This window comes from Streptomyces sp. NPDC096311, assembly GCF_044763085.1.
In the GTDB taxonomy this organism is placed as follows: Bacteria; Actinomycetota; Actinomycetes; order Streptomycetales; family Streptomycetaceae; genus Streptomyces.
In genome coordinates this window covers 351,539-372,954 of sequence record NZ_JBIWFN010000002.1, presented here as the reverse complement: position 1 = coordinate 372,954, position 21,416 = coordinate 351,539, and the positions used below count along the sequence as shown (strand labels likewise).

Annotated in this window: 20 protein-coding genes; 6 read left to right on the top strand and 14 right to left on the bottom strand. The window is 69.9% G+C overall.

Annotated elements, in window-relative coordinates:
• Positions 1–36: 36 nt before the first annotated feature.
• Entirely contained in the window at positions 37–873 is an 837-nt protein-coding gene (locus ACIRA5_RS06310; protein ID WP_403687860.1) for a hypothetical protein, read from the top strand.
• 28 nt (positions 874–901) lie between these two features.
• On the opposite strand, the gene ACIRA5_RS06305 is transcribed toward ACIRA5_RS06310, so the two are convergent.
• On the bottom strand, positions 902–1,882 hold the full coding sequence (locus tag ACIRA5_RS06305) for an aldose epimerase family protein (RefSeq protein ID WP_403687857.1): 981 nt from the start codon (positions 1,880–1,882) through the stop codon (positions 902–904).
• Positions 1,883–1,919: 37 nt separating this feature from the next.
• On the bottom strand, positions 1,920–2,822 hold the full coding sequence (locus ACIRA5_RS06300) for an SGNH/GDSL hydrolase family protein (protein WP_403687855.1): 903 nt from the start codon (positions 2,820–2,822) through the stop codon (positions 1,920–1,922).
• 243 nt (positions 2,823–3,065) lie between these two features.
• Between ACIRA5_RS06300 and ACIRA5_RS06295 the strand changes: the two genes are divergently transcribed.
• Positions 3,066–3,560 carry a DUF3145 domain-containing protein gene (locus tag ACIRA5_RS06295; protein WP_403687853.1) on the top strand — a complete coding sequence of 165 codons (495 nt, stop codon included), beginning with the start codon at positions 3,066–3,068 and terminating at the stop codon, positions 3,558–3,560.
• A gap of 155 nt (positions 3,561–3,715) precedes the next feature.
• Here ACIRA5_RS06295 and ACIRA5_RS06290 read toward each other — a convergent pair whose 3' ends face one another.
• The 5 genes from ACIRA5_RS06290 to fasR form a co-directional block, all read right to left on the bottom strand.
• Positions 3,716–4,987, bottom strand: coding sequence for a beta-ketoacyl-[acyl-carrier-protein] synthase family protein (locus tag ACIRA5_RS06290; RefSeq protein WP_403687850.1), 1,272 nt, complete (start codon positions 4,985–4,987; stop codon positions 3,716–3,718).
• A 106-nt stretch (positions 4,988–5,093) separates the two neighbouring features.
• Positions 5,094–5,342 (bottom strand): acyl carrier protein, encoded by a 249-nt coding sequence (locus ACIRA5_RS06285; RefSeq protein ID WP_028800941.1) that lies wholly within the window; start codon positions 5,340–5,342, stop codon positions 5,094–5,096.
• Between the two features lie 77 nt (positions 5,343–5,419).
• Positions 5,420–6,451 carry a ketoacyl-ACP synthase III gene (locus ACIRA5_RS06280; protein ID WP_403687849.1) on the bottom strand — a complete coding sequence of 344 codons (1,032 nt, stop codon included), beginning with the start codon at positions 6,449–6,451 and terminating at the stop codon, positions 5,420–5,422.
• Between the two features lie 14 nt (positions 6,452–6,465).
• Positions 6,466–7,392, bottom strand: coding sequence for an ACP S-malonyltransferase (locus ACIRA5_RS06275; RefSeq protein WP_403688604.1), 927 nt, complete (start codon positions 7,390–7,392; stop codon positions 6,466–6,468).
• An 89-nt stretch (positions 7,393–7,481) separates the two neighbouring features.
• A complete protein-coding gene (fasR, locus tag ACIRA5_RS06270; RefSeq protein ID WP_099941150.1) occupies positions 7,482–8,687 on the bottom strand; it encodes a fatty acid biosynthesis transcriptional regulator FasR in 1,206 nt (401 codons plus the stop codon).
• Between the two features lie 132 nt (positions 8,688–8,819).
• Here fasR and ACIRA5_RS06265 point away from each other — a divergent pair, with 132 nt between their 5' ends.
• The gene (locus ACIRA5_RS06265) at positions 8,820–9,479 is read left to right on the top strand and encodes a pirin family protein (protein ID WP_403687845.1); all 660 of its coding nucleotides are present in this window, start codon (positions 8,820–8,822) and stop codon (positions 9,477–9,479) included.
• 65 nt (positions 9,480–9,544) lie between these two features.
• On the opposite strand, the gene ACIRA5_RS06260 is transcribed toward ACIRA5_RS06265, so the two are convergent.
• Complete coding sequence (locus ACIRA5_RS06260) at positions 9,545–10,369, bottom strand: serine hydrolase domain-containing protein (protein WP_403687843.1); 825 nt, start codon at positions 10,367–10,369, stop codon at positions 9,545–9,547.
• 19 nt (positions 10,370–10,388) lie between these two features.
• On the bottom strand, positions 10,389–10,874 hold the full coding sequence (locus tag ACIRA5_RS06255; RefSeq protein WP_403687840.1) for a GNAT family N-acetyltransferase: 486 nt from the start codon (positions 10,872–10,874) through the stop codon (positions 10,389–10,391).
• Positions 10,875–11,006: 132 nt separating this feature from the next.
• On the opposite strand from ACIRA5_RS06255, the gene ACIRA5_RS06250 reads away from it, so the two are divergent.
• Together ACIRA5_RS06250 and ACIRA5_RS06245 are read left to right on the top strand one after the other, a co-directional pair.
• Positions 11,007–11,495 carry a MerR family transcriptional regulator gene (locus ACIRA5_RS06250; protein WP_403687839.1) on the top strand — a complete coding sequence of 163 codons (489 nt, stop codon included), beginning with the start codon at positions 11,007–11,009 and terminating at the stop codon, positions 11,493–11,495.
• Positions 11,492–12,508, top strand: coding sequence for an aldo/keto reductase (locus ACIRA5_RS06245; RefSeq protein WP_403687836.1), 1,017 nt, complete (start codon positions 11,492–11,494; stop codon positions 12,506–12,508). Before ACIRA5_RS06250 ends, ACIRA5_RS06245 begins: the two co-directional genes overlap by 4 nt.
• Before the next feature lie 21 nt (positions 12,509–12,529).
• Here ACIRA5_RS06245 and ACIRA5_RS06240 read toward each other — a convergent pair whose 3' ends face one another.
• From ACIRA5_RS06240 to ACIRA5_RS06230, 3 genes are all read right to left on the bottom strand, one after another.
• Positions 12,530–13,378 carry a DUF4429 domain-containing protein gene (locus ACIRA5_RS06240; RefSeq protein WP_403687834.1) on the bottom strand — a complete coding sequence of 283 codons (849 nt, stop codon included), beginning with the start codon at positions 13,376–13,378 and terminating at the stop codon, positions 12,530–12,532.
• 66 nt (positions 13,379–13,444) lie between these two features.
• Positions 13,445–14,662, bottom strand: a complete 1,218-nt coding sequence (locus ACIRA5_RS06235; protein WP_403687831.1) for an alpha/beta hydrolase — start codon at positions 14,660–14,662, stop codon at positions 13,445–13,447.
• A gap of 191 nt (positions 14,663–14,853) precedes the next feature.
• Positions 14,854–15,510 (bottom strand): TetR family transcriptional regulator, encoded by a 657-nt coding sequence (locus ACIRA5_RS06230; RefSeq protein WP_403687829.1) that lies wholly within the window; start codon positions 15,508–15,510, stop codon positions 14,854–14,856.
• Between the two features lie 113 nt (positions 15,511–15,623).
• Here ACIRA5_RS06230 and ACIRA5_RS06225 point away from each other — a divergent pair, with 113 nt between their 5' ends.
• Positions 15,624–17,246 carry an MFS transporter gene (locus tag ACIRA5_RS06225; protein WP_403687827.1) on the top strand — a complete coding sequence of 541 codons (1,623 nt, stop codon included), beginning with the start codon at positions 15,624–15,626 and terminating at the stop codon, positions 17,244–17,246.
• 282 nt (positions 17,247–17,528) lie between these two features.
• Here the strand turns inward: ACIRA5_RS06225 and ACIRA5_RS06220 are convergent, their stop codons facing one another.
• Complete coding sequence (locus tag ACIRA5_RS06220; RefSeq protein WP_403687824.1) at positions 17,529–18,296, bottom strand: potassium channel family protein; 768 nt, start codon at positions 18,294–18,296, stop codon at positions 17,529–17,531.
• 111 nt (positions 18,297–18,407) lie between these two features.
• Positions 18,408–21,155 carry a pyruvate dehydrogenase (acetyl-transferring), homodimeric type gene (gene aceE / locus ACIRA5_RS06215; protein ID WP_403687823.1) on the bottom strand — a complete coding sequence of 916 codons (2,748 nt, stop codon included), beginning with the start codon at positions 21,153–21,155 and terminating at the stop codon, positions 18,408–18,410.
• Positions 21,156–21,416 lie beyond the last annotated feature (261 nt).

Sequence of the window (21,416 nt, the reverse complement as noted above, 5' to 3'; positions counted from 1 at the left end):
CGGGCCGGAACACGCCGGTTCGGGGGAGAACAACGCATGTACCCAGGTCAGCAGCCAGGCCCGTACCCACCGCAGGGGCCGTATCAGGGGCAGCAGCCCTACTACCCGCCTCCGCAGCAGGTCCCGTACCCGCCTCAGTACCAGCAGCAGCCCCAGGTCCCCCCACAGCACCTGGGCGAGGGCGAGATGCGGCTGGACCCCAACCTCACCCCCGACCAGCGACAGCTGGTGGTGCGCATCCAGCAGCAGGCGAAGACGTACGCGTACGGCTTCGTCCTCGGCATCCCGCTGACCTTCGGCGGCGCCCACTACGGCATCACGCGGACACCGATCGGCTTCGCGGCCACGGCCGTCGGACTGGTCGCCGTGGCCGTCGGCCTCCTCGCCATGACACGGATGCGGGCCCTCAAGCAGCAGTTGCGCCTGATCACCCCGGACGCCTGGCGCTCCCCGGCCGCGCATCTGCCGGGCGCCCGCAAGGCCGCCACCCTCGCCGCGTACCTCAACGGCGTACTCGCCCTGCTGTCCCTCGGCGCCGCGGGCTATCTCCTCTACAAGGGCGCCGGATGGGGCGCGTACGGCAACTCGTTCGGCTTCGGCGCCCTGGTGCTCGGCGCGTTCATCCCGTTCGGCATGGGCATCGCCGCCGCCACGACGATCCCGCAGCTGCTGCGGGTGATCCCGGCCGGTGCCAAGGTCGGCCGGAGCCTGTACTCGATCATCATGGTGCTGGCCACCACCGTGCTCGTGGAGGGGATCAAGGGCAAGTCCCCGCTCCCCGCGCTGGTCGGCGCGGTGGTGGTCACGGTCTGCCTCGGCGCGATGACCCTGCTGGGCAGGGCCATCAAGCGGATGCGCGGCGAGAGCGTCTGACGGTCGGTCGCCGGTCGCCGGTCGTCGACTACTGGCCGCGGACGCCGAACGCGTACACGGTCTCCGACCGGTACACCCCGCCCGGCCGCAGCTCCGTGCTCGGGAACTCGGGCCGGTTGGGGGAGTCGGGGAAGTGCTGGGTCTCCAGCGCGACGCCGTCCCCGGGGGCGAAGGGGTCGCTCAGGTGCTCCGCGGTGTACAGCTGGAGCCCGGGCTCGGTGGTCGCGACCGCCAGCGTCCGCCCGGAGGACGGGTCGTGCAGCTCGGCGACCTCGACGGCGGTCTCTGTGAGCCCCTTGTCGAGGACGAGGTTGTGGTCGTAGCCGGCGCCGACCTTCCGCGCCGTACGGAAGTCGAACCGCGTCCCGTCGACGGCGTCCAGCGCCCCGGTGGGGATCAGATCGGCGTCCACCGGGGTCAACCGCGAGGCGTCCAGCCGGAGTTCGTGGCCGCCGGCGTTGCCCGTACCGGCCAGGTTCCAGTACGTGTGGTTCGTCAGGTTCACCACGGTCGGCGCGTCCGTGACCGCCTCGTACGCGATCCCCAGCGCGCCCGCCTCGTCCAGCGTGTACGTCGCCGAGACCTCCAGACGGCCCGGGAAGCCCTCCTCGCCGTGCGGGGAGACCCGGGTCAGGCGCAGTCCGTGATCGACGGGCTCCGCGTCCCACACCCGCTTGTCGAAGCCGCGCTCCCCGCCGTGCAGGGAGTTGGGCGGGTTGTTCGGCGCCAGGTGATAGGTGAGGCCGTCGAGGAGGAAGCGGCCCCCGGCGATCCGGTTCGCGTACCGCCCGACCAGCGCCCCGAAGTACGGCCCCGTGTGCGTCAGATAGCCGTCGAGGTCGGAGAACCCCAGCACCACGTCCGCGCGCGCCCCGTCCCGGTCCGGGACCTCGACCGACTGGACGATCCCGCCGTACGTCAGGATCCGCACCCGCACCCCGGCGCGCTCCAGCGTCCAGCGGTGGACCGGGGTGCCGTCGGGAAGAGTGCCGAAGAATTCGCTGTGCATGATCGAAAGCCTAGGCCAAGGATCTGAACGACAGGCCCTAGCTCACCGGCTTCGCCGCCGTCACCACCCGATAAGCCATCTCCGCGAGCCGCGCCTGTCCATCCCTGCTCGGGTGGAACCAGTCCCAGTGGCTCAGCTGGTCCGTGCCGAAGCGGTAGTCGAAGACCGCGCCCCCGTCGAAGCGGCAGTGCTGGTCCTTGGCGCACACCTCCTTCAGGACCTGGTTGTACGCCTCCACCCGGTCCTGCACCGTCGTGCGCCGCCGCATCGACGCCGTGGTCAGGGAGTCCGCGTCGCTCAGCATCGAGGGGCAGATACCCAGCTTCCAGATCTGCTTGCCCAGCGGGTTGCTCCGCCCCTCGGACCACAGCCGCTTCAGATCCGGCACGCTCGACACATACACCTGGGTCTTGGGCAGCGTCTCGCGCAGGGTGTCCATGGCGTCCTCGAACTCGGAGCGGAACTCGGCGACGGGGGTCATCGCCGACACCGACGAGCGGCAGGCGTCGTTCGCGCCCGCCATCACGGTCACCAGCTCCGGCTTGTTCGTGACGGCCTGTGCCATCTGGTCGGAAAGATCCTCCATCCGGGCACCGGTCACCGCGTAGTTCCAGCTGCGCTCGGCGGCCCCGGCCTGCCCGAGCAGCCGTACGGCGAGGCTCTTGACCTTCGTGTCGCTGCCGGTCGCCCAGGACACCTCCGGACAGTCGGACAGCACGGTGCACGCGTCGAAGCCGCGGGTGATGGAGTCCCCGACGGCGGCCATCGACGTCGGGCTGCGGTCCCAGGCGGGGGTCGGCTTCGGGAACGCCTTGGCCGTCGTGCCCCGGGGCGCCGGGGAGTTGTCACCGACGGCGTCGCAGCCGGCGACGGCGACGCCCAGGAGAGCCGCCGACGCGAGGGCGAAGGCGGCCCGAGAACGGTGACTCCTGCGACGCATCCCCTGGTCCCCTCGTTCGTCAAGCACGATTGCTCAGCACCCACCCGACACGGTTGGCCGACACCCCGCAGTACACAACCGGTCGCACCGCGTCCCCTTGGGTGAAACCTCAATGTTTCTGGGTGCTGGGACCGACGGTACGTCACACTCCTTGCGCCGCCGCACGGTAGCCTCGCCACGTGGCCGCCCTGCCACTGCCTTTCCGCTAAGTTACAAGATGTCTCGCTCTGTCCGGAGGCCCCAGTGACGACACGTGGAGTTCTCTACGTGCACTCCGCGCCCCGCGCGCTGTGCCCGCACGTCGAGTGGGCGGTCGCGGGCGTGCTCGGTACCCGCGTCAACCTCGACTGGATCCGGCAGCCCGCCGCGCCGGGCACCTGGAGATCCGAGTTCTCCTGGAAGGGCGAGGTGGGCACCGCCTCCAAGCTGGCCTCCGCGCTGCGCGGCTGGCAGATGCTGCGCTTCGAGGTCACCGCCGAGCCCTGCCCCACGGCCGAGGGCGAGCGCTACAGCTGCACCCCCGAACTGGGCATCTTCCACGCCGTCACCGGAATCCACGGCGACATCCTGATCCCCGAGGACCGCCTGCGCGCCGCCCTCCTGCGCTCCCAGCGCGGCGAGAGCGACCTGGAGTCCGACCTCGCCAAACTCCTGGGCAAGCCCTGGGACGACGAGCTGGAATCCTTCCGCTACGCGGGAGAGGGCGCCCCGGTCCGCTGGCTCCACCAGGTGGTCTGACGCGCCCCAAAGGGGCACGGGGCTGTGACATGTGCGGCTTTGCCGCGCGGGCGCGACCAGCCCCCACCGCCCCGCACCCGACGAACAACAGATGTGGCCCCGGACTCCACGAGGAGCCCGGGGCCACACCCCGTTCAGTACATCTGAGGCCGAATTCAGATCGTACGGAACGCCAGCACCACGTTGTGCCCACCGAACCCGAACGAGTCGTTCAGGGCGGCGATGCGGCCCTCGACAGGCAGCTTGCGAGCCTCCCCGCGCACGATGTCGGCGTTCGCCTCGGCCTCGGGGTCGAGGTTCTCGACGTTGATGGTCGGCGGAGCGATCCGGTTGTACAGCGCCAGCACCGACGCCACCGACTCCACACCCCCCGCGCCACCGAGGAGATGACCGGTCATCGACTTGGTCGCGGAGACCGCCATGTGGTCGGCGTCGTCACCGAACACCTTGCGCAGCGCCTTCAGTTCCGCCACGTCACCGGCGGGCGTCGACGTCGCGTGCGCGTTCACGTGCACGATCTCGGCCGGGTCCAGATCGGTGTTGTCGAGCAGGTTCTGCAGGGCGTGGGAGATGCCACGCCCCTCCGGCTCCGGCTGCACGATGTCGTGGCCGTCGGCGGAGATGCCCTGGCCGACCGCCTCCGCGTACACCCGGGCCCCGCGCCCCGCGGCGTGCTCGGCGGACTCCAGGACGAGGACGCCGGCGCCCTCACCGAGGACGAAGCCGTCACGGGCGACGTCGTAGGGGCGCGAGGCGCCCTGCGGGTCGTCGTTGTTCTTGGACATCGCCATCATGTTGCCGAACGCGGCGATGGGCAGCGGGTGGATCGCCGCCTCCGTACCACCGGCGACGACGACGTCGGCGCGCCCGGTGCGGATCATCTCGATGGCGTAGCCGATGGCCTCGGCGCCCGAGGCGCAGGCGGAGACGGGGGTGTGCACGCCGGCGCGGGCGCCGACGAGCAGGCCCACGTTGGCGGACGGGCCGTTCGGCATGAGCATGGGAACGGTGTGCGGGGAGACGCGGCGGACGCCCTTCTCCTTCAGCACGTCGTACTGGTCGAGCAGCGTCGTCACGCCACCGATGCCGGAGGCGATGACGGTGCCGAGCCGGTCCGGGTCGACGGAGGTGTCGTCGCCGGCCTTGTCGGTGAAACCGGCGTCGGCCCAGGCTTCCTTGGCGGCGATCAGGGCGAACTGCGCCGAGCGGTCGAGACGGCGGGCCTGCGGGCGGGGGATGACCTCGCCCGGCTCCACGGCGATCTGCGCCGCGATACGGACCGCCTGGTCGGCGGCCCAGTCCTGCTCCAGGGCGCGGACACCGGACTTGCCGGCGACCAGGCCCTCCCAGGTAGAGGCTGCGTCGCCACCCAGCGGTGTGGTTGCGCCGATACCGGTGACGACCACGGTGCGATTGGTCGAGCTCACGGGAATTCTTTCTCCAAATACGAGGATTCAGCGGCGCCACCGCCGGGTGGCGGGGCAACGGACTGATCGGTGGACCGGGCCGGGCGAACCGGGCCCGATCGCTGGATCAGGCCTGGTGCTTGAGGATGTAGTCGGTCGCGTCGCCGACGGTCTTGAGGTTCTTGACGTCGTCGTCCGGGATCTTGACGTCGAAGCGCTCTTCGGCGGCGACGACGACCTCGACCATGGACAGCGAGTCGACGTCCAGGTCGTCGGTGAAGGACTTGTCCAGCTGGACGTCCTCGGTGGGGATCCCGGCGATCTCGTTCACGATCTCGGCGAGACCTTCGACGATCTCTTCCTGAGTGGCGGCCATGTCAGGCGCTCCTTCGGTGTGTATCCAGAGAGGGTTGGCGGTATTCCGTACGGACCGGATGATCCTGCACGGAGTGCCTAGGGGAGGGTAACGACCGTCGCGGCGTACACGAGACCCGCCCCGAAGCCGATGACGAGCGCGGTGTCGCCGCTCTTCGCCTCGCCGGTCGCCAGAAGCCGCTCCATCGCGAGCGGGATCGAGGCGGCCGAGGTGTTGCCGGTGGTGCGTACGTCACGCGCGACCGTGACGTGCTGCGGCAGTTTCAACGTCTTCACCATCGAGTCGATGATCCGCTCGTTGGCCTGGTGGGGAATGAAGACGTCCAGGTCGTCCGCGGTGATTCCGGCCGCGTCCAGCGCCTGCTGGGCGACCTTCGCCATCTCGAACACGGCCCAGCGGAACACCGCCTGGCCCTCCTGCGTGATCGCAGGGAACTTGATCTCGCCCTTGGAGTCGAGCGGAAGCTCTGACGCATCGCCGGCGCGGAAACGGTCCCACGGCACGGTCTGCTTGATCGTGCCGGCCTTGTCGCCCTCGCTGCCCCACACGGTCGGGCCGATGTGCGGCTCCTCGGAGGGGCCCACGACGACCGCGCCCGCGCCGTCACCGAACAGGAAGGCCGTCGCACGGTCCTCCAGGTCGGTCAGGTCGGACAGCCGCTCCACGCCGATGACGAGGACGTATTCCGCGGAACCCTCGACGATCATGCCCTTGGCGAGCGTGAGGCCGTAGCCGAAGCCCGCGCAGCCGGCGGAGATGTCGAAGGCGGCGGCCTTCTGTGTGCCGAGCTTGTCGGCGATCTCCGTCGCGACGGCCGGAGTCTGGCTGAAGTGCGAGACGGTCGAGACGACCACGGCGCCGATCTGGTCGGCGTTGATCCCGGCGTCGGCGATGGCCTTGCCGGACGCCTCGATCGACATCGTGGCGACGGTCTCCTCGTCGGAGGCCCAGTGCCGGGTCTCGATGCCGGAGCGCGAGCGGATCCACTCGTCGGAGGAGTCGATCGTCTCGAGGATCACCTCGTTCGGCACGACCCGGACGGGACGGTAGCCGCCCACACCCAGGATCCGCGCGTACGGGGCGCCCTTGCTGGGCCTGATCTTCGACATGCTCTGTCGGCTCCTTAGGCGGAGGCGTGCTCGGCGATGAGCTCGCGAGCCGCGTCGAGGTCGTCGGGGGTCTTCAGCGCCAGGGTCTTCACACCCGGCAGTGCGCGCTTGGCGAGCCCGGTCAGGGTGCCACCCGGGCAGACCTCGATCAGCGCGGTCGCGCCGAGCTCCTGGAAGGTCTCCATGCACAGGTCCCAGCGGACCGGGTTCGCGACCTGGCCGACCAGTCGCTGCACGACCTCGGCGCCGGTCGTGACGGCCTTGCCGTCCTTGTTCGAGACGTACGCGGTCTTCGGGTCCACGGGGCTCAGGGCCTCGGCGGCTCGTGCCAGCGTCTCGACCGCGGGTGCCATGTGGTGCGTGTGGAACGCGCCGGCGACCTTCAGGGCCACCACGCGGCGGACGCCCTCGGGCTTGTCCGCCTCCAGGGCGGCGAGCTGCTCCAGCGTGCCGGCGGCCACGATCTGGCCCCCGCCGTTCACGTTCGCCGGGGTCAGGCCGAGCTTCTCCAGGTGCGGGACCGTGGTCTCGGGGTCCCCGCCGAGCAGCGCCGACATACCGGTCTCGGTGATCGCGGCGGCCTCGGCCATCGCCAGGCCCCGGGTGCGCACGAGCTTCAGCGCGGCCGTGGCGTCGAGCACGCCCGCGAACGCGGCGGCGGTGATCTCACCGACGCTGTGACCGGCGACGGCACCGGGGCCGAGCTCGGCGACGTCACCGAGCGCGGCGGCGGAGAGGAGACCGGCGGCGACCAGGAGCGGCTGCGCGACAGCCGTGTCCCGGATCTCGTCCGCGTCTGCCTGCGTGCCGTAGCGGGCAAGGTCGAGCCCGATGGCGTCCGACCACGCGGCGAGGCGGTCAGCGGCACCGGGGAGATCGAGCCAAGGGGTCAGGAAGCCAGGCGTCTGAGCGCCCTGGCCGGGAGCGACGAGTACGAGCACTCTCACACTCTCTCTTGTGGACGGCCACGGCCGCCCGTGGGGACAGGGACGAAGAACACGAAGGGGAATTGTAGAGCCCCGACAAAAGCCTAGGCTTGAGGATCCCCATCGGCCAGACGCCCCAGGATCAGCGCGATCCGCAGTGTGAACGCGGATCGTACATCCGAAGGCGACCAACCGGTGACGTCAGTCACACGTCGGAGCCGGTAGCGCACGGTGTTGGGGTGAACGAAGAGCATCCGGGCCGCGCCTTCGAGACTGCTCGCCTGTTCCAGATAGACACTGAGCGTTTCCAGCAGCGCGGAGCCGGCTTCTTCAAGCGGTCTGTAGATCTCCTCCACCAGTTGCTCGCGGGCCGAGGGGTCCGAGGCGATCGCGCGCTCCGGCAGCAGATCGTCCGCCAGAACCGGGCGCGGGGCGTCCTGCCAGGCGAAACACGCCTTCAGCCCGGCGGCGGCGGCCTGCGCGGAGCGGGTCGCGGCGAGCAGATCGGGCACGATCGGACCCGCGACGACGGGCCCGGCGGCATACGGCCCGATCAACGACTTCGCGACCCCGAGCGGATTGTTGTTGCCCCCCGCGATGACCACGAGCCGGTCCCCGAGCACACCGGTGAGCACCTGCAGCTTGGCGTGCCGGGCGGCCCGCCGGATCGCCTCGACCGTCAGTTCGCTGTCACCGTCGGGCGCCGTACCCAGCACCACGCAGACATGTTCGGGCGAGTTCCAGCCGAGGGCGGCGGCCCGGCTGACGGCACCCTCGTCGGCCTCGCCGGAGAGCACGGCGTTCACGACGAGCGATTCGAGGCGGGCGTCCCAGGCGCCCCGGGCCTCGGCGGCCTGCGCGTACACCTGGGCGGTGGCGAAGGCGATCTCCCGGGCGTACACGAGCAGCGCCTCGCGCAGTACGGACTCGTCGCCCGGGGCGGCGACCTCGTCGATCGCGCTCTCCATGACCTCGATGGTCGTCCGCACCATCTCCACGGTCTGCCGCAGGGTGATCGCCCTGGTCAGCTCGCGTGGCGCGGTCCCGAACACATCGGTGGAGATGGCCTGCGGGGCGTTCGGGTGCCGGAACCACTCGGTGAAGGCCGCGATACCGGCCTGAGCGACGAGCCCGATCCAGGAGCGGTTCTCCGGTGGCATGGCCCGGTACCACGGCAGCGTCTCGTCCATCCGCGCGATGGCCTGGGCGGCGAGACTGCCGGAGGACTTCTCCAGCCGCTTCAGGGTCGCGGAGTGCGCGTGGATGTCGTGCGCTGGGCGCTCGGTGTTGCTGGATTCGGGTTCGGGCACGGGACAAGACTGCCTTATCAGGACGGAGGCGTGCGGCGGCGGGTCGCAAGTAGGCGGGGGGAGGGCCCGGGGCGGGGCTACGGTGTCCGTTGTGAGGGACGTACGGCGACGACGGCGGAACGAGCGGATCTGATGGACGTACGGCGCGCGGACGAGCGCTACCACGGAGGTGACCCGGACGCCGGGATCACCTCCTTCCACGCCTTCTCCTTCGGACCGCACTACGACCCCGACAACCTCCGCTTCGGTGCGGTGATCGCCTGCAACGAGGAGTGGCTCGCGCCCGGCTCCGGCTTCGACGAGCACCCGCACAGTCACACCGAGATCGTCACGTGGGTGGTGGAGGGGGAGCTGACCCATCGCGACTCGGCGGGCTACGAGTCGGTGGTCCGCCCCGGAGACGTCCAGCGCCTCAGCTCCGCGGGCGGCGTCCGCCACGTGGAACGCAACGACGGCTCGGTCCCCGTCGTCTTCGTCCAGATGTGGCTGGCCCCGCTGTCACCCGGCGGCGAACCGTCCTACGAAGTCGTCCACGGCATCGCCGACTCCACGCCGTACGCCGTCCCCGAGGCCGGGGCGATGCTTCATGTGCGGCGGCTGGCGGCGGGGGAGCGGACGGCGGTGCCGGACGCAGGGTTCGTGTACGTCCATGTCGTCCGCGGCGAAGTGCTCCTGGACGGCGAGGAGTTGGGCCCCGGCGACGCGGCCCGCATCACCGACTCCAAGGACCTGGAAGCGGTCGCGGGCGCCCCGGCGGAGCTGCTCCTGTGGGAGATGACCCCCGCCCCGTGAGGGGCGCGGGGGCCTGCGCGACCGGCCGGCCCCCACCCGCCCGCGGCCGAAGAAGAACGGTGGGATCAGCCTCGTAGGGCTGTCAGGACGCCATCCGTGAACGGCGTCCACGCTTCCGCCGCCCAGGGGCCGAACGCGCGGTCCGTGAGGGCGACGCACGCCGCGCCCGCCACCGGGTCGATCCACAGGAACGTACCGGACTGCCCGAAGTGACCGAAGGTCCGCGGGGAGGAGGAAACCCCCGTCCAGTGGGGGGACTTGGAGTCGCGGATCTCGAAGCCGAGCCCCCAGTCGTTGGGGTTCTGGTGACCGTACCCGGGCAGCACCCCCTTCGTACCGGGGTACTGCACGGTCATGGCCTCGGCGACCGTACGCGGGTCGAGCAGCCGCGGCGCCTGCACCTCGGCCGCGAAGCGCACCAGGTCCGCCACCGTCGACACCCCGTCCTTCGCGGGCGAGCCGTCCAGCGACGTCCTCGTCATCCCCAGCGGCTCCAGCACCGCCTGCCGCAGATACTCCCCGAAGGGGATGTCGGTCGCCTTGGCGACATGGTCCCCGAGCACCTCGAACCCGGCGTTGGAGTACAACCGCCGCTCCCCGGGCGCGGAGGTCACCCGGTGCTCGTCGAACGCGAGCCCGGAGGTGTGCGCGAGGAGATGACGAACCGTCGACCCGGCCGGCCCGGCAGGTTCGTCGAGCTCGATCGCCCCCTCCTCGTACGCGACGAGCGCGGCGTACGCGGCGAGCGGCTTGGTGACCGAGGCGAGGGCGAAACGGTGATCGACAAGGCCGTGCGAGCCGAGCACCGCCCCGTCCGCGCGGACGACGGCCGCGGCCGCCGTGGGAACGGGCCAGTTATCGATCGACGCCAGGCTGTTCTGCAAAGACATGCCTACGAGCCTAAGCGGCTCACAGCTGCAGTCGCATCGACGGGTCGGGCTTGCGCACGAATCCGAGCGAGGCGTACAGCGGCTCGGCCGCGGCGGACGCGTTGAGGTCGACCTGGAGGACGCCGCGTTCGCGGAACCAGTCGAGGAGCGTCTCCATGCACGCCCGCGCGTACCCCCGCCGACGCGCGTCCGGATCGGTCGCGACGCTGAAGACGTGCCCGACCGCGCCGTGCGGATTGCCCGCGCGCCCGATCCGGTACTCGATCGTCCCCGCGACGAGCGCCGCGAGAGCGCCGGGCCGGTCGGGGCGGTCCGGGTGGCCCACGACGAAGGCCACGAAGTCCCCGTCGGGGTCGGCGAGCCTGCCGCGTACGGTCGGGAGGGACTGGGCGTGCCACTCGGTGGACGGGGGGCCGGCGGAGGCGAAGACGGAGTCGATCATCACCTGGCGCAGTCGCAGCACTTCCTCGGCGTCCTCGGGCACGGCACGGCGTACGAGACTCATGATCCGTACGGTAGTCAGAGTGCCCCGCGCACGTCTCAGTATTTTCGGCGGGCGTCCGTCAGACGTCGCCGGACGGGTTCTCACCCGAATCCGCTTGCTTCGAGTGCACTCGAAGGTTTTAGCGTGGAGGTCATGACGGTGATGGAGACCACGGCCGAGGCCACCGAGACCGGTACCGGTACGCGTACCCGGGACTGCGCCGCCCCGCCCCACCGGCACCGGCGCCCGGACGGCCAGGACAACTACACGATCAGCGAGGTCGTCGCCTTCACCGGCCTCACCGCGCACACCCTGCGCTGGTACGAGCGGATCGGGCTGATGCCGCACATCGACCGCTCGCACACCGGCCAGCGCCGCTACAGCAACCGCGACCTCGACTGGCTCGCCTTCGTCGGCAAGCTCCGCCTCACCGGAATGCCGGTCGCCGACATGGTGCGGTACGCGGAACTGGTGCGCGAGGGCGACGACACCTACACCGACCGCTTTGAGCTCCTCGAATCGACCCGTCGGGACGTCCTGGCGCGGATCGCCGAGCTCCAGGACACCCTGGCGGTTCTCGACCACAAGATCAGTTTCTACGCGGACGCCGGGCGTGCCCTGGCGTCGGAGAGGTCCCGATGACGGACGGCAAGATCGCAAAGGTGGAACTGGGCACCGGCGGCCCCGAGGTCGGCGTACAGGGCCTGGGCTGCATGGGCATGAGCTTCGCGTACGGGCCCACGGACGCCGACGAGGCCCGGGCGGCCCTGGAGCGGGCACTGGAACTCGGCGTCACGCTCTTCGACACGGCCGACATGTACGGCATGGGGGAGAACGAGAAGTTCATTTCGCCCTTCATCAAGGCGCACCGCGACGAGGTGGTCCTCGCCACGAAGTTCGGCATCTCCTACGATCCCGCCGAGCCGACGAAGCGCGTCATCCGCAATGACGCGCCGTACATACGTCAGGCCGTCGAGGGGAGCCTGAAGCGGCTGGACGTCGACGTGATCGACCTCTACTACATGCACCGCCGTGACGTGAACATCCCTATCGAGGAGACCGTCGGCACGATGGCCGAGCTGGTGCGCGAGGGCAAGGTCAAGCACCTCGGGCTGAGCGAGGTCACCGGCGGGGAGCTGCGCGCCGCGCACGCCGTGCACCCGATCGCGGCCGTGCAGTCGGAGTGGTCGCTGTTCAGCCGGGACATCGAGGCGGGCGTGGTGCCGGCGGTCCGTGAGCTGGGCGTCGGACTGGTGCCGTACTCGCCGCTCGGGCGCGGTTTCCTCACCGGTTCGTTCGTCGACGCCGACCAGGATCTGACCTCGGACGACTTCCGCCGTACGATGCCGCGTTTCACCGGCGAGAACGCGGCCGCCAACGCCGCGCTGCTGGAGCCGGTGCGTGCGGTGGCCGAGGCGCACGGGGCGTCGCCGGGGCAGATCGCGCTGGCCTGGGTGCAGCAGCAGGCGTCGTTGCTCGGGTTGCCGGTGGTGCCGATTCCGGGCACGCGCAAGCGCTCGCGTGTGGAGGAGAACACGGCGGCGACGCGGATCGTCCTGACGGAGGACGAGTGGGCGGTGCTGGAGCCGATCGCCTCGAAGGTGGCCGGGGAGCGGTACGCGGACATGTCCTTCTCGTCGGCGGGACGGGAGTAGAGCCGCACCCCGCCGACGACATCAGAGCTCGGCCAGCAGTTCCGCCTTCTTCGTCGTGAACTCCTCGTCCGTGACCAGGCCCGCCTGGTGGAGTTCGCCGAGATGGCGGATGCGGTCGGCGATGTCGGCCGGGTCGCGGCGGGGAGCCGCGGTCACCGGGGTGGGGCCCGAGGCCCGTACGGCCGCGAGGACCGAGGCGGCGAACGGGAGGGACTCGTGGACGGGGCCGTACCCGAGGCCGAAGACGACCGCCGCCGGGTCCTGGTCCGCCTGGGCGGGCTGCGCGATGGCGGGCTCGCGCCGCAGGAGCCGCAGATGGCCCTCGAAGACCTCGGGGGAGCGCCACTCGACCCCGCTGAGGCCGGTGACCGGGAAGCTCTGGTCGCCGGCCTTCCACTTGGCGGAGGACGCGCCCGTCCAGAACCAGCGGAAGGACACCGCCTTGCCGTCGAAAGAGGCCTTCCCGTCGTACGCCTTGAAGTGGAGCGGCGCCTCGGGTGGCGCGACGAGGTAGCGCTCGGGCGGTTCGGCGTCCTCGGTGAGCGCGGCGCGCAGTTCGTCCGCGTAGTACTCGGCGAGGGTCGCCCGGTCGGCCGGCAGCACCAGCCGATAGGGGTCGCCCCCTTCCTTCAGCTGTCCCGCGGCCGCCTCCATCAGCGGATCCGCGCCCGCTCGCGGCACGGCGTGCAGGACGACCGTTCCGCGCTTGCCCGGCGTCAGTGTGACCCCCGCTATCGCCTCCAGGGGGATACGCCGTTCGCCGAGCGCCTGGAACAGCTTCGGCGTACGGATCCCCCGTTCGAAGCGGATGAGCACGGAGTCGGACTCGAACTCCCAGGCGGCATGAAATCCGGCCAGTACGTCACCCATGCGGGCCATCGTAAGCGGCTCGCACGTCTGCGTCGCCTCCCTGGGCGAACCGCAGTTCTTCGTCCTCTACGCGCGTCCCGCCGCCGGGGCGTCGGACAAACCCTCTCGGCACGCGTCATCCTCGTGTGCGCACTGCACCGCCTGGTACGCGCCAATGCCGATCTCGGCGAAGTTGCGCAGGCTCTCGGTGCCCGGCGTGAAATAGCCTGCGTGGCCGTTCGCGCCTCGCGCGGACAGCACCCGGGCCCCGAACGCCTTCGACACCGGGTCGGCGCCGTGTCCGAGCCCGCCGAATTCGAGGTAGGGCACGTCCTGGATCCAGTCCCCGGAGTCCCGCATCGCCCAGACCCGGGCGGTGGTGTGCAGCGAGGAGGCCTTCTGGGCCCGCATGCCGGGGCTGCCGGCGACCGCTAGGTCGGAGACCCGGGAGGGCATGGTGCGGGCGGCGAGGCCGCACAGCACGGAGCCGTAGCTGTGGCAGTAGAGCGCGACGGGCGCACGGCCGGGCAGAGCGCGCAGCAGCGCGTTCAGCCGGATCGCGCCCTCCTCGGCGCGGCTGCCGGTGGCGGCGTCCATGCCGAGTCCGCTGGGCGTGGTGTAGTCGGCCCAGGCGATCACGGCCGTACGGGCCTGGGGGGCGGCGGCGTGCTCGGCCCCGTAGAGGGCCTGCGCCATGCCGACCGGCGCCGAGTACTTCTTTTTGGTGCGCTGGAACGTGAGCAGATCGGTGTCGACGCCCGGCACCACGATGGAGATCCGCTCGGCCCGGTCGAGGCTTCCGAAGACCTCGGCGACCCGGCCCGAACCCATCGGGTCGAAGGCGAGGAAGTCGCGCCCCTTCTGCAGCATCGCCTCGTAGCGGTGCATACGGCGCCCGGCCTGCTGCTGTCCCAGGGACGAGAGCCGGTTGTCGTGCATGCGCTTCTTCTCGACCGTGCGCTGCTGGTCGATGGCGACGCGGTTGGCCTCGTAGCGCAGGGTCACGGGCGCGCCGTTCATGTTGCCGACCGCGAGCGGATAGCGGTGGGCGAGACGGGTGCGCTCGTGGACGTCGAGGGACGCGAAGAAGCGGGCGAGGCGGCTCGGCGTGGTGTCCGGGTCAGGCAGTCGCTGTCCGGCGACGCTGCCGTGCTCCCACGCGGAGCGGGACGCCTGGAGAGGGGTTGCCCCTCGATGGCCCTGGAGCGCGGTCCAGCCACTGGTGGCCAGCATCACGAACACCACGGCCAGCGCGAGCAGTGCGCGCCAGACGTTCAGTTGGGGGGATGAGTCGAAGGAAGTCACTGAGAGGACACCCTAGGAGAAGGTTGGCGCCTCCCGTTAAACGAGTGACTGGTATCACGTTTCTCGCAGGGTAATTGGGGCAAACCGGGTTCAGTTTCAGATAAATAGTGACGCTGGGTGCCCGGAGTTGATCGTTCCGTGCGTCACTCCAGACGTCATTCCGCACGCCGTTGCGTACGTCACTCCCTACGTCACTCCGTGCGCCACTTCTCCGCCAACGCGGGCCCCACCTGGTCGAGGTAAGCGGTGGTCAGCTCACGGATCGCCGGGACGCTGTGGTCGGCCCCCTCGCTCCACAGACGGCCCGTGATCCGCATCACTCCGCCGAACACGGCCACCGCGACGCGCGGTCTCGGGTCCGCGTCCACGTCGAGTCCCTCGCGCTCGGCGATGACCCGCGCGATCTCCTCCTCCAGTTCCGCCGAGCGGCGCAGGTACGCGGCGAGGAGGGCGGGTGTCGACTCGATCAACTGGTAGGCACGCATGTGCAGTTCGAGCGGCACGACGGACTCGATCGACTCGCCGATGGTGTCCCAGCCCTCCAGGACGGCGCGGCGCAGTGCCTCCAACGGGGCTTCCTGGGGCGGGCGTTCGCGCACGGCGGCGAGGAAGCGCGCCTCCGCGACCCCCTGGGTGAACAGGGCGACCTCCTCCTTGCCCGCGAAGTACCGGAAGAAGGTGCGCTGCGAGACGTCGACGGCCTCGGCGATCTCGTCGACGGTCGTCCGCTCGTAACCCTGGGTGGTGAACAGCTCGAGGGCGGCCCGCAGGAGCGCCTCACGGGTGCGCTGCTTCTTGCGCTCGCGCAGACCCGCCCGGGGTGACGTCTGAGCGGCTGTCGTCTCCATGAGGTCCTCTTCTGTTCTTTCAGCCCAGCTCAGCCTACGGGTGGGTGACGTGACAGTTACCGACTTGTGAATTGGTTTGTCAACTGTCAGTAGCTGTCACTAGCCTCGAAGGTATGACTAGTCAGACCACCATCGACACGACGGGTTCGGGGGACAAGGCTCCGGTCACTCCGTCGGACAAGGCGCCGTCCGACGGACTGCGCGGCCATCCGTGGTTCACCCTGTTCACCGTTGCCGTCGGCGTCATGATGGTCGCCCTGGACGGCACCATCGTGGCCATCGCCAACCCGGCCATCCAGAAGGACCTGGACGCGAGCTTCGCCGACGTCCAGTGGATCACCAACGGCTACTTCCTCGCGCTCGCGGTCACCCTGATCACCGCAGGCAAGCTCGGTGACCGCTTCGGCCACCGCCAGACCTTCCTCATCGGCGTGGTCGGTTTCGCCGCGGCCTCCGGCGCGATCGGCTTCTCCAGCAGCATCGCCCTGGTCGTCACCTTCCGCGTCTTCCAGGGCCTGTTCGGCGCGCTGCTGATGCCGGCCGCGCTCGGCCTGCTGCGGGCCACCTTCCCGGCCGAGAAGCTGAACATGGCGATCGGCATCTGGGGCATGGTCATCGGCGCCTCCACCGCGGGTGGCCCGATCCTCGGCGGTCTGCTGGTCCAGCACGTCAGCTGGCAGTCGGTGTTCTTCATCAACGTGCCGGTGGGCGTCATCGCGCTGGTCCTCGGCCTGGTGATCCTCCTCGACCACCGCGCCGAGAACGCCCCCCGCTCCTTTGACGTCCTGGGCATCGCGCTGCTCTCCGGCGCCATGTTCTGCCTGGTCTGGGCGCTCATCAAGGCCCCGGCCTGGGGCTGGGGCGACGGTCTGACCTGGACGTTCCTGGGTGCCTCGGTGCTCGGCTTCGTGTTCTTCGCCCTGTGGGAGAAGCGGGTCGAGGAGCCGCTGATCCCGCTGGGGCTGTTCCGCTCCGTACCGCTGTCGGCCGGTGTGGTCCTCATGGTGCTGATGGCCATCGCCTTCCTGGGCGGCCTTTTCTTCGTCACGTTCTACTTGCAGAACGTGCACGGCATGAGTCCGGTCGACGCCGGTCTGCACCTCCTCCCGCTCACCGGAATGATGATCGTGGGCTCACCGCTGGCCGGTGCTCTGATCACCAAGACGGGCCCGCGCATCCCGCTGGCGGGCGGCATGGCCCTCACCGCGATCTCCATGTACGGCATGTCCACGCTGGACACGGGCACCAGCGGCGCCGTCATGTCGCTCTGGTTCGCCGGTCTCGGTCTCGGCCTCGCGCCGGTCATGGTCGGCGCCACCGAGGTCATCGTGGGCAACGCGCCGATGGAGCTCTCCGGTGTGGCCGGCGGCCTCCAGCAGGCCGCGATGCAGATCGGTGGCAGCCTCGGTACGGCCGTGCTGGGCGCCGTGATGGCCTCCAAGGTCGACGGCGACCTCGCGGGCAACTGGGCCGACGCCAAGCTGCCGCCGCTCACCCCGGCCCAGCTCGACCAGGCCTCCGAGGCCGTCCAGGTCGGCGCGGCACCGATCGCCCCGGGCACTCCGGCCGCACTCGCCGGGAAGATCACGACCGTCGCCCACGACACGTTCATCTCCGGCATGAGCCTGGCCTGCCTGGTCGCCGCCGGGGTCGCCGTCGTGGCGGTCTTCGTCGCGCTCCTCACCAAGCGGGGCGACAACGCCGAGGCGGCGGGGGCGGGCGCCGGCCATATCTGAGTCCGCGCGTCTGACCAGCCCTGTTTTGCGCAGGTTTCACCTATCCGGGTGACAGCGCTGAAGATCCCTCCCACCCGGCAGCCGTCGCACGTCACAGTGGGTCAAGTCCTCCGCACGACATGGGAGGACCACCGGAACTGCGGCGCGCTGCCGGAGGGGGGCAGCGCGCCCGCAGTCCGAAGGGGGCGGGAGCGCCCCTTCATGGGACGCCCCCAAAGGGGCGCGGGGAACCGCGCGCCCAGCCCCCCCGCACCCGCACCCGCACCCGAAGAACATCCCCCGCTAGCGCGAACGCTCCTCCGCACCCTCCGGCACCGGGTGCCGAACCCCACCAGCCAGCGCAGCCACCTCCGCACGAAGCGCCCGCACTTCCTCCGTGAGCGACTCGATCGCCGCCGTCTGCCGCCGCTCCTCCACGTCGTCCTTCTCGAACCGCGAGATGAACCACGCGGCGATGTTCGCGGTCACGACACCGAGCAGCGCGATCCCGGAGAGCATCAGCCCGACCGCGATCATCCGCCCGAGACCGGTGGTCGGCGCGTGATCCCCGTACCCCACCGTCGTCATCGTGGTGAACGACCACCACACGGCGTCACCCAGCGTCTTGATGTTCCCGTTCGGCGACTCCCGCTCCACCGACAGCACCGCGAGCGAGCCGAACATCAGCAGTCCGACGACCGCGCCCCCGACGTAGGTCGTCAGCCGGATCTGCTGGTCCATCCGGGCCCGCCGCCCGACCAGCGTGAGCGTCGCGACGAGCCGCAGCAGCCGCAGCGGCTGGAGAATCGGCAGGATCACCGCGCACAGGTCCATCCAGTGCGTACGGACGAAGTCCCTGCGGTCCCGGACGAGTATGAGGCGCACGAGATAGTCGGCGGCGAACGCGCCCCACACCGTCCACTCCACGGCCGTGCACACGCCCGTCAGGCCACGGCTCGCGTCGCTGTCCACGATCGGCACGGCGTAGGCGACGGCGAAGGCCACCGCGAGTCCCAGCAGGGGGCGCTGCGTGCGCTGCTCCCAACGGACCTGCACCGATCGCTCGTTCATGTCCGCATCGTAGGTGCACACGGCACACGCAAGAGGCACGGGAAACCGGCTGACCAGCTTCCCGCGCCTCTATGGCCCGTCGTTCGTTTCTCCGGCGCTCGCGCGCAGCGCCTACGCGTCGCCGCCCGCGGCTCCCGGGTCGGCCGATGCCACGTCGAGCAGCTGATAGCGGTCGATCGCCTGCTTCAGCACCGACCGGTCGACCTTGCCCTCACGGGCCAGTTCGGTCAGCACCGCGACCACGATCGACTGCGCGTCGATGTGGAAGAAGCGCCGGGCCGCGCCGCGCGTGTCCGCGAAGCCGAAGCCGTCCGCGCCCAGCGACTGGTACGTGCCCGGCACCCACCGCGAGATCTGGTCCGGAACCGATCGCATCCAGTCGGAGACGGCCACGAACGGACCCTCGGCACCGCTCAGCTTCTGCGTCACGTACGGGACGCGCTGCTCCTCCTCGGGGTGCAGCAGATTGTGCCGCTCCACGTCGACGGCCTCGCGACGCAGCTCGTTCCAGGAGGTCGCCGACCAGACGCCGGCGCGCACGTTCCACTCCTCGGCGAGGATCCGCTGCGCCTCGACCGCCCACGGCACGGCGACACCGGACGCCAGGATCTGCGCCGGGACGGAACCCGAAGTGCCTTCCGAGTAGCGGTGAATGCCCTTGAGGATGCCGTCCACGTCGACGTCCGCGGGCTCGGCCGGGTGCTGGATCGGCTCGTTGTAGACGGTGAGGTAGTAGAAGACGTCCTCGCCGTGCGGGTGTTCGTCGGACGAGCCGTACATCCGGCGCAGACCGTCCTTGACGATGTACGCGATCTCGAACCCGAACGCCGGGTCGTACGCGACACAGCCCGGGTTGGTCGAGGCGAGCAGCTGCGAGTGGCCGTCCGCGTGCTGAAGGCCCTCACCGGTCAGAGTCGTACGCCCGGCGGTCGCACCCAGGACGAAACCGCGCGCCAACTGGTCGGCCATCTGCCAGAACTGGTCACCGGTGCGCTGGAAACCGAACATCGAGTAGAAGACGTAGACCGGGATCAGCGGCTCGCCGTGCGTGGCGTACGCCGAACCCGCGGCGATCAGCGAGGCCGTGCAGCCCGCCTCGGAGATGCCGTCGTGCAGCATCTGACCGGTCGGCGACTCCTTGTAGGCCAGGAGCAGATCACGGTCCACGGATTCGTACTGCTGACCGAGCGGGTTGTAGATCTTCGCGCTCGGGAAGAACGAGTCCATTCCGAACGTGCGGTACTCGTCCGGCGCGATCAGCACGAACCGCTTGCCGATCTCCTTGTCCCGCATGAGGTCCTTCAGCAGTCGCACGAACGCCATGGTCGTGGCGATCGACTGCTGACCGGAGCCCTTCTTCACACTCGCGTACGCCTTGTCGTCCGGCAGGGCCAGCGGCTTCGACCGTACGACGCGCGTGGGGACGTATCCGCCGAGTCCCTTGCGGCGGTCGTGCATGTACTGGATCTCTTCCGAGTTCCGGCCCGGGTGGTAGTACGGCGGCGCGCCGGACTCCAGCTCCTTGTCGGAGATCGGCAGGTGCAGACGGTCCCGGAAGCCCTTGAGGTCGGCGACCGTCAGCTTCTTCATCTGGTGCGTGGCGTTGCGGCCCTCGAAGTTCGGGCCGAGCGTCCAGCCCTTGACCGTCTGCGCCAGGATCACCGTCGGCTGGCCCTCGTGGGCCTTGGCCGCCGAGAACGCCGCGAAGATCTTCTTGTGGTCGTGACCGCCGCGCCCCAGGTGCAGGATCTGGTCGTCGGTCATGTTCTCGACCATCGCCCGCAGCCGGTGGTCGTCACCGAAGAAGTGCCGGCGGATGTAGTCGCCCGTCTCGGTGGCGTACGTCTGGAACTGGCCGTCCGGGGTGGTGTTCAGCTTGTTGACCAGCACGCCGTCGCGGTCCTGCGCGAGCAGCGGGTCCCAGGTGCGGTCCCAGACCAGCTTGATGACGTTCCAGCCGGCGCCCCGGAACTGGGACTCCAGCTCCTGGATGATCTTTCCGTTGCCGCGTACCGGGCCGTCGAGGCGCTGGAGGTTGCAGTTGACGACGAAGGTCAGGTTGTCCAGGCCCTCTCGAGCGGCGATGGACAGCTGTCCGAGCGATTCCGGCTCGTCCATCTCGCCGTCCCCGAGGAACGCCCAGACGTGTGACTTGGAGGTGTCCGCGATGCCGCGCGCCTCCATGTAGCGGTTCATCCGCGCCTGGAAGATCGCGCCGAGCGGACCGAGACCCATGGAGACGGTCGGGAACTCCCAGAAGCCCGGCATGAGGCGGGGGTGCGGGTACGAGGACAGACCGTACGGAGCCTTCGACTTCTCCTGCCGGAACGCGTCGAGCTGCTGCTCGGAGAGCCGGTCGAGGAGGAACGCGCGGGCGTAGATACCGGGGGAGGCATGGCCCTGGAAGAAGACCTGGTCGCCGCCGTCGCCCTCGTCCTTGCCACGGAAGAAGTGGTTGAAGCCGACGTCGTAGAGCGAGGCGGAGGAGGCGAAGGTGGCGATGTGACCGCCGACGCCGATGCCGGGACGCTGGGCGCGCGAGACCATCACGGCGGCGTTCCAGCGGGTGGCGTTGAGGACCTTGCGCTCGATCTCCTCGTTGCCGGGGAAGAAGGGCTCGTTCTTGGTGGCGATCGTGTTGACGTAGTCCGTGCTGCGCATCTCGGGCACGGCCACGCGCTTCTCGCGGGCCCTTTCGATCAGCCGCAGCATCAGATAGCGGGCGCGCTCACGGCCGCGCTCGTCGACAGCGGCGTCGAGGGAGTCGAGCCACTCCTGGGTCTCTTCGGGGTCGAAGTCCGGGACCTGACTGGGAAGGCCGCCAATGATGATCGGATTGCGATCGGATCCGGAAGCCACGCTGTTCCTTCACTGTCAGAGGGGCGTGTGAGGGCTGCCCGAGGGGTTGTCTGGGGGGCTGTCTGGGGCGGTTTTTCGGTCTGTCTGCACCGTTCCCCATCGTGTACCTCGGGAACGGAATCGTCATCTCTACCGAGAGGTAACCAGCACATTCCTGCACTTCGTTGGGACGTGCCCGACCAAAACGCAACGATACGCTCACTCCGTGACGCGTTCCGCAAAGTCGTTCGGGCCTCGTACGCTCCAAGGGTTCCGAAATTC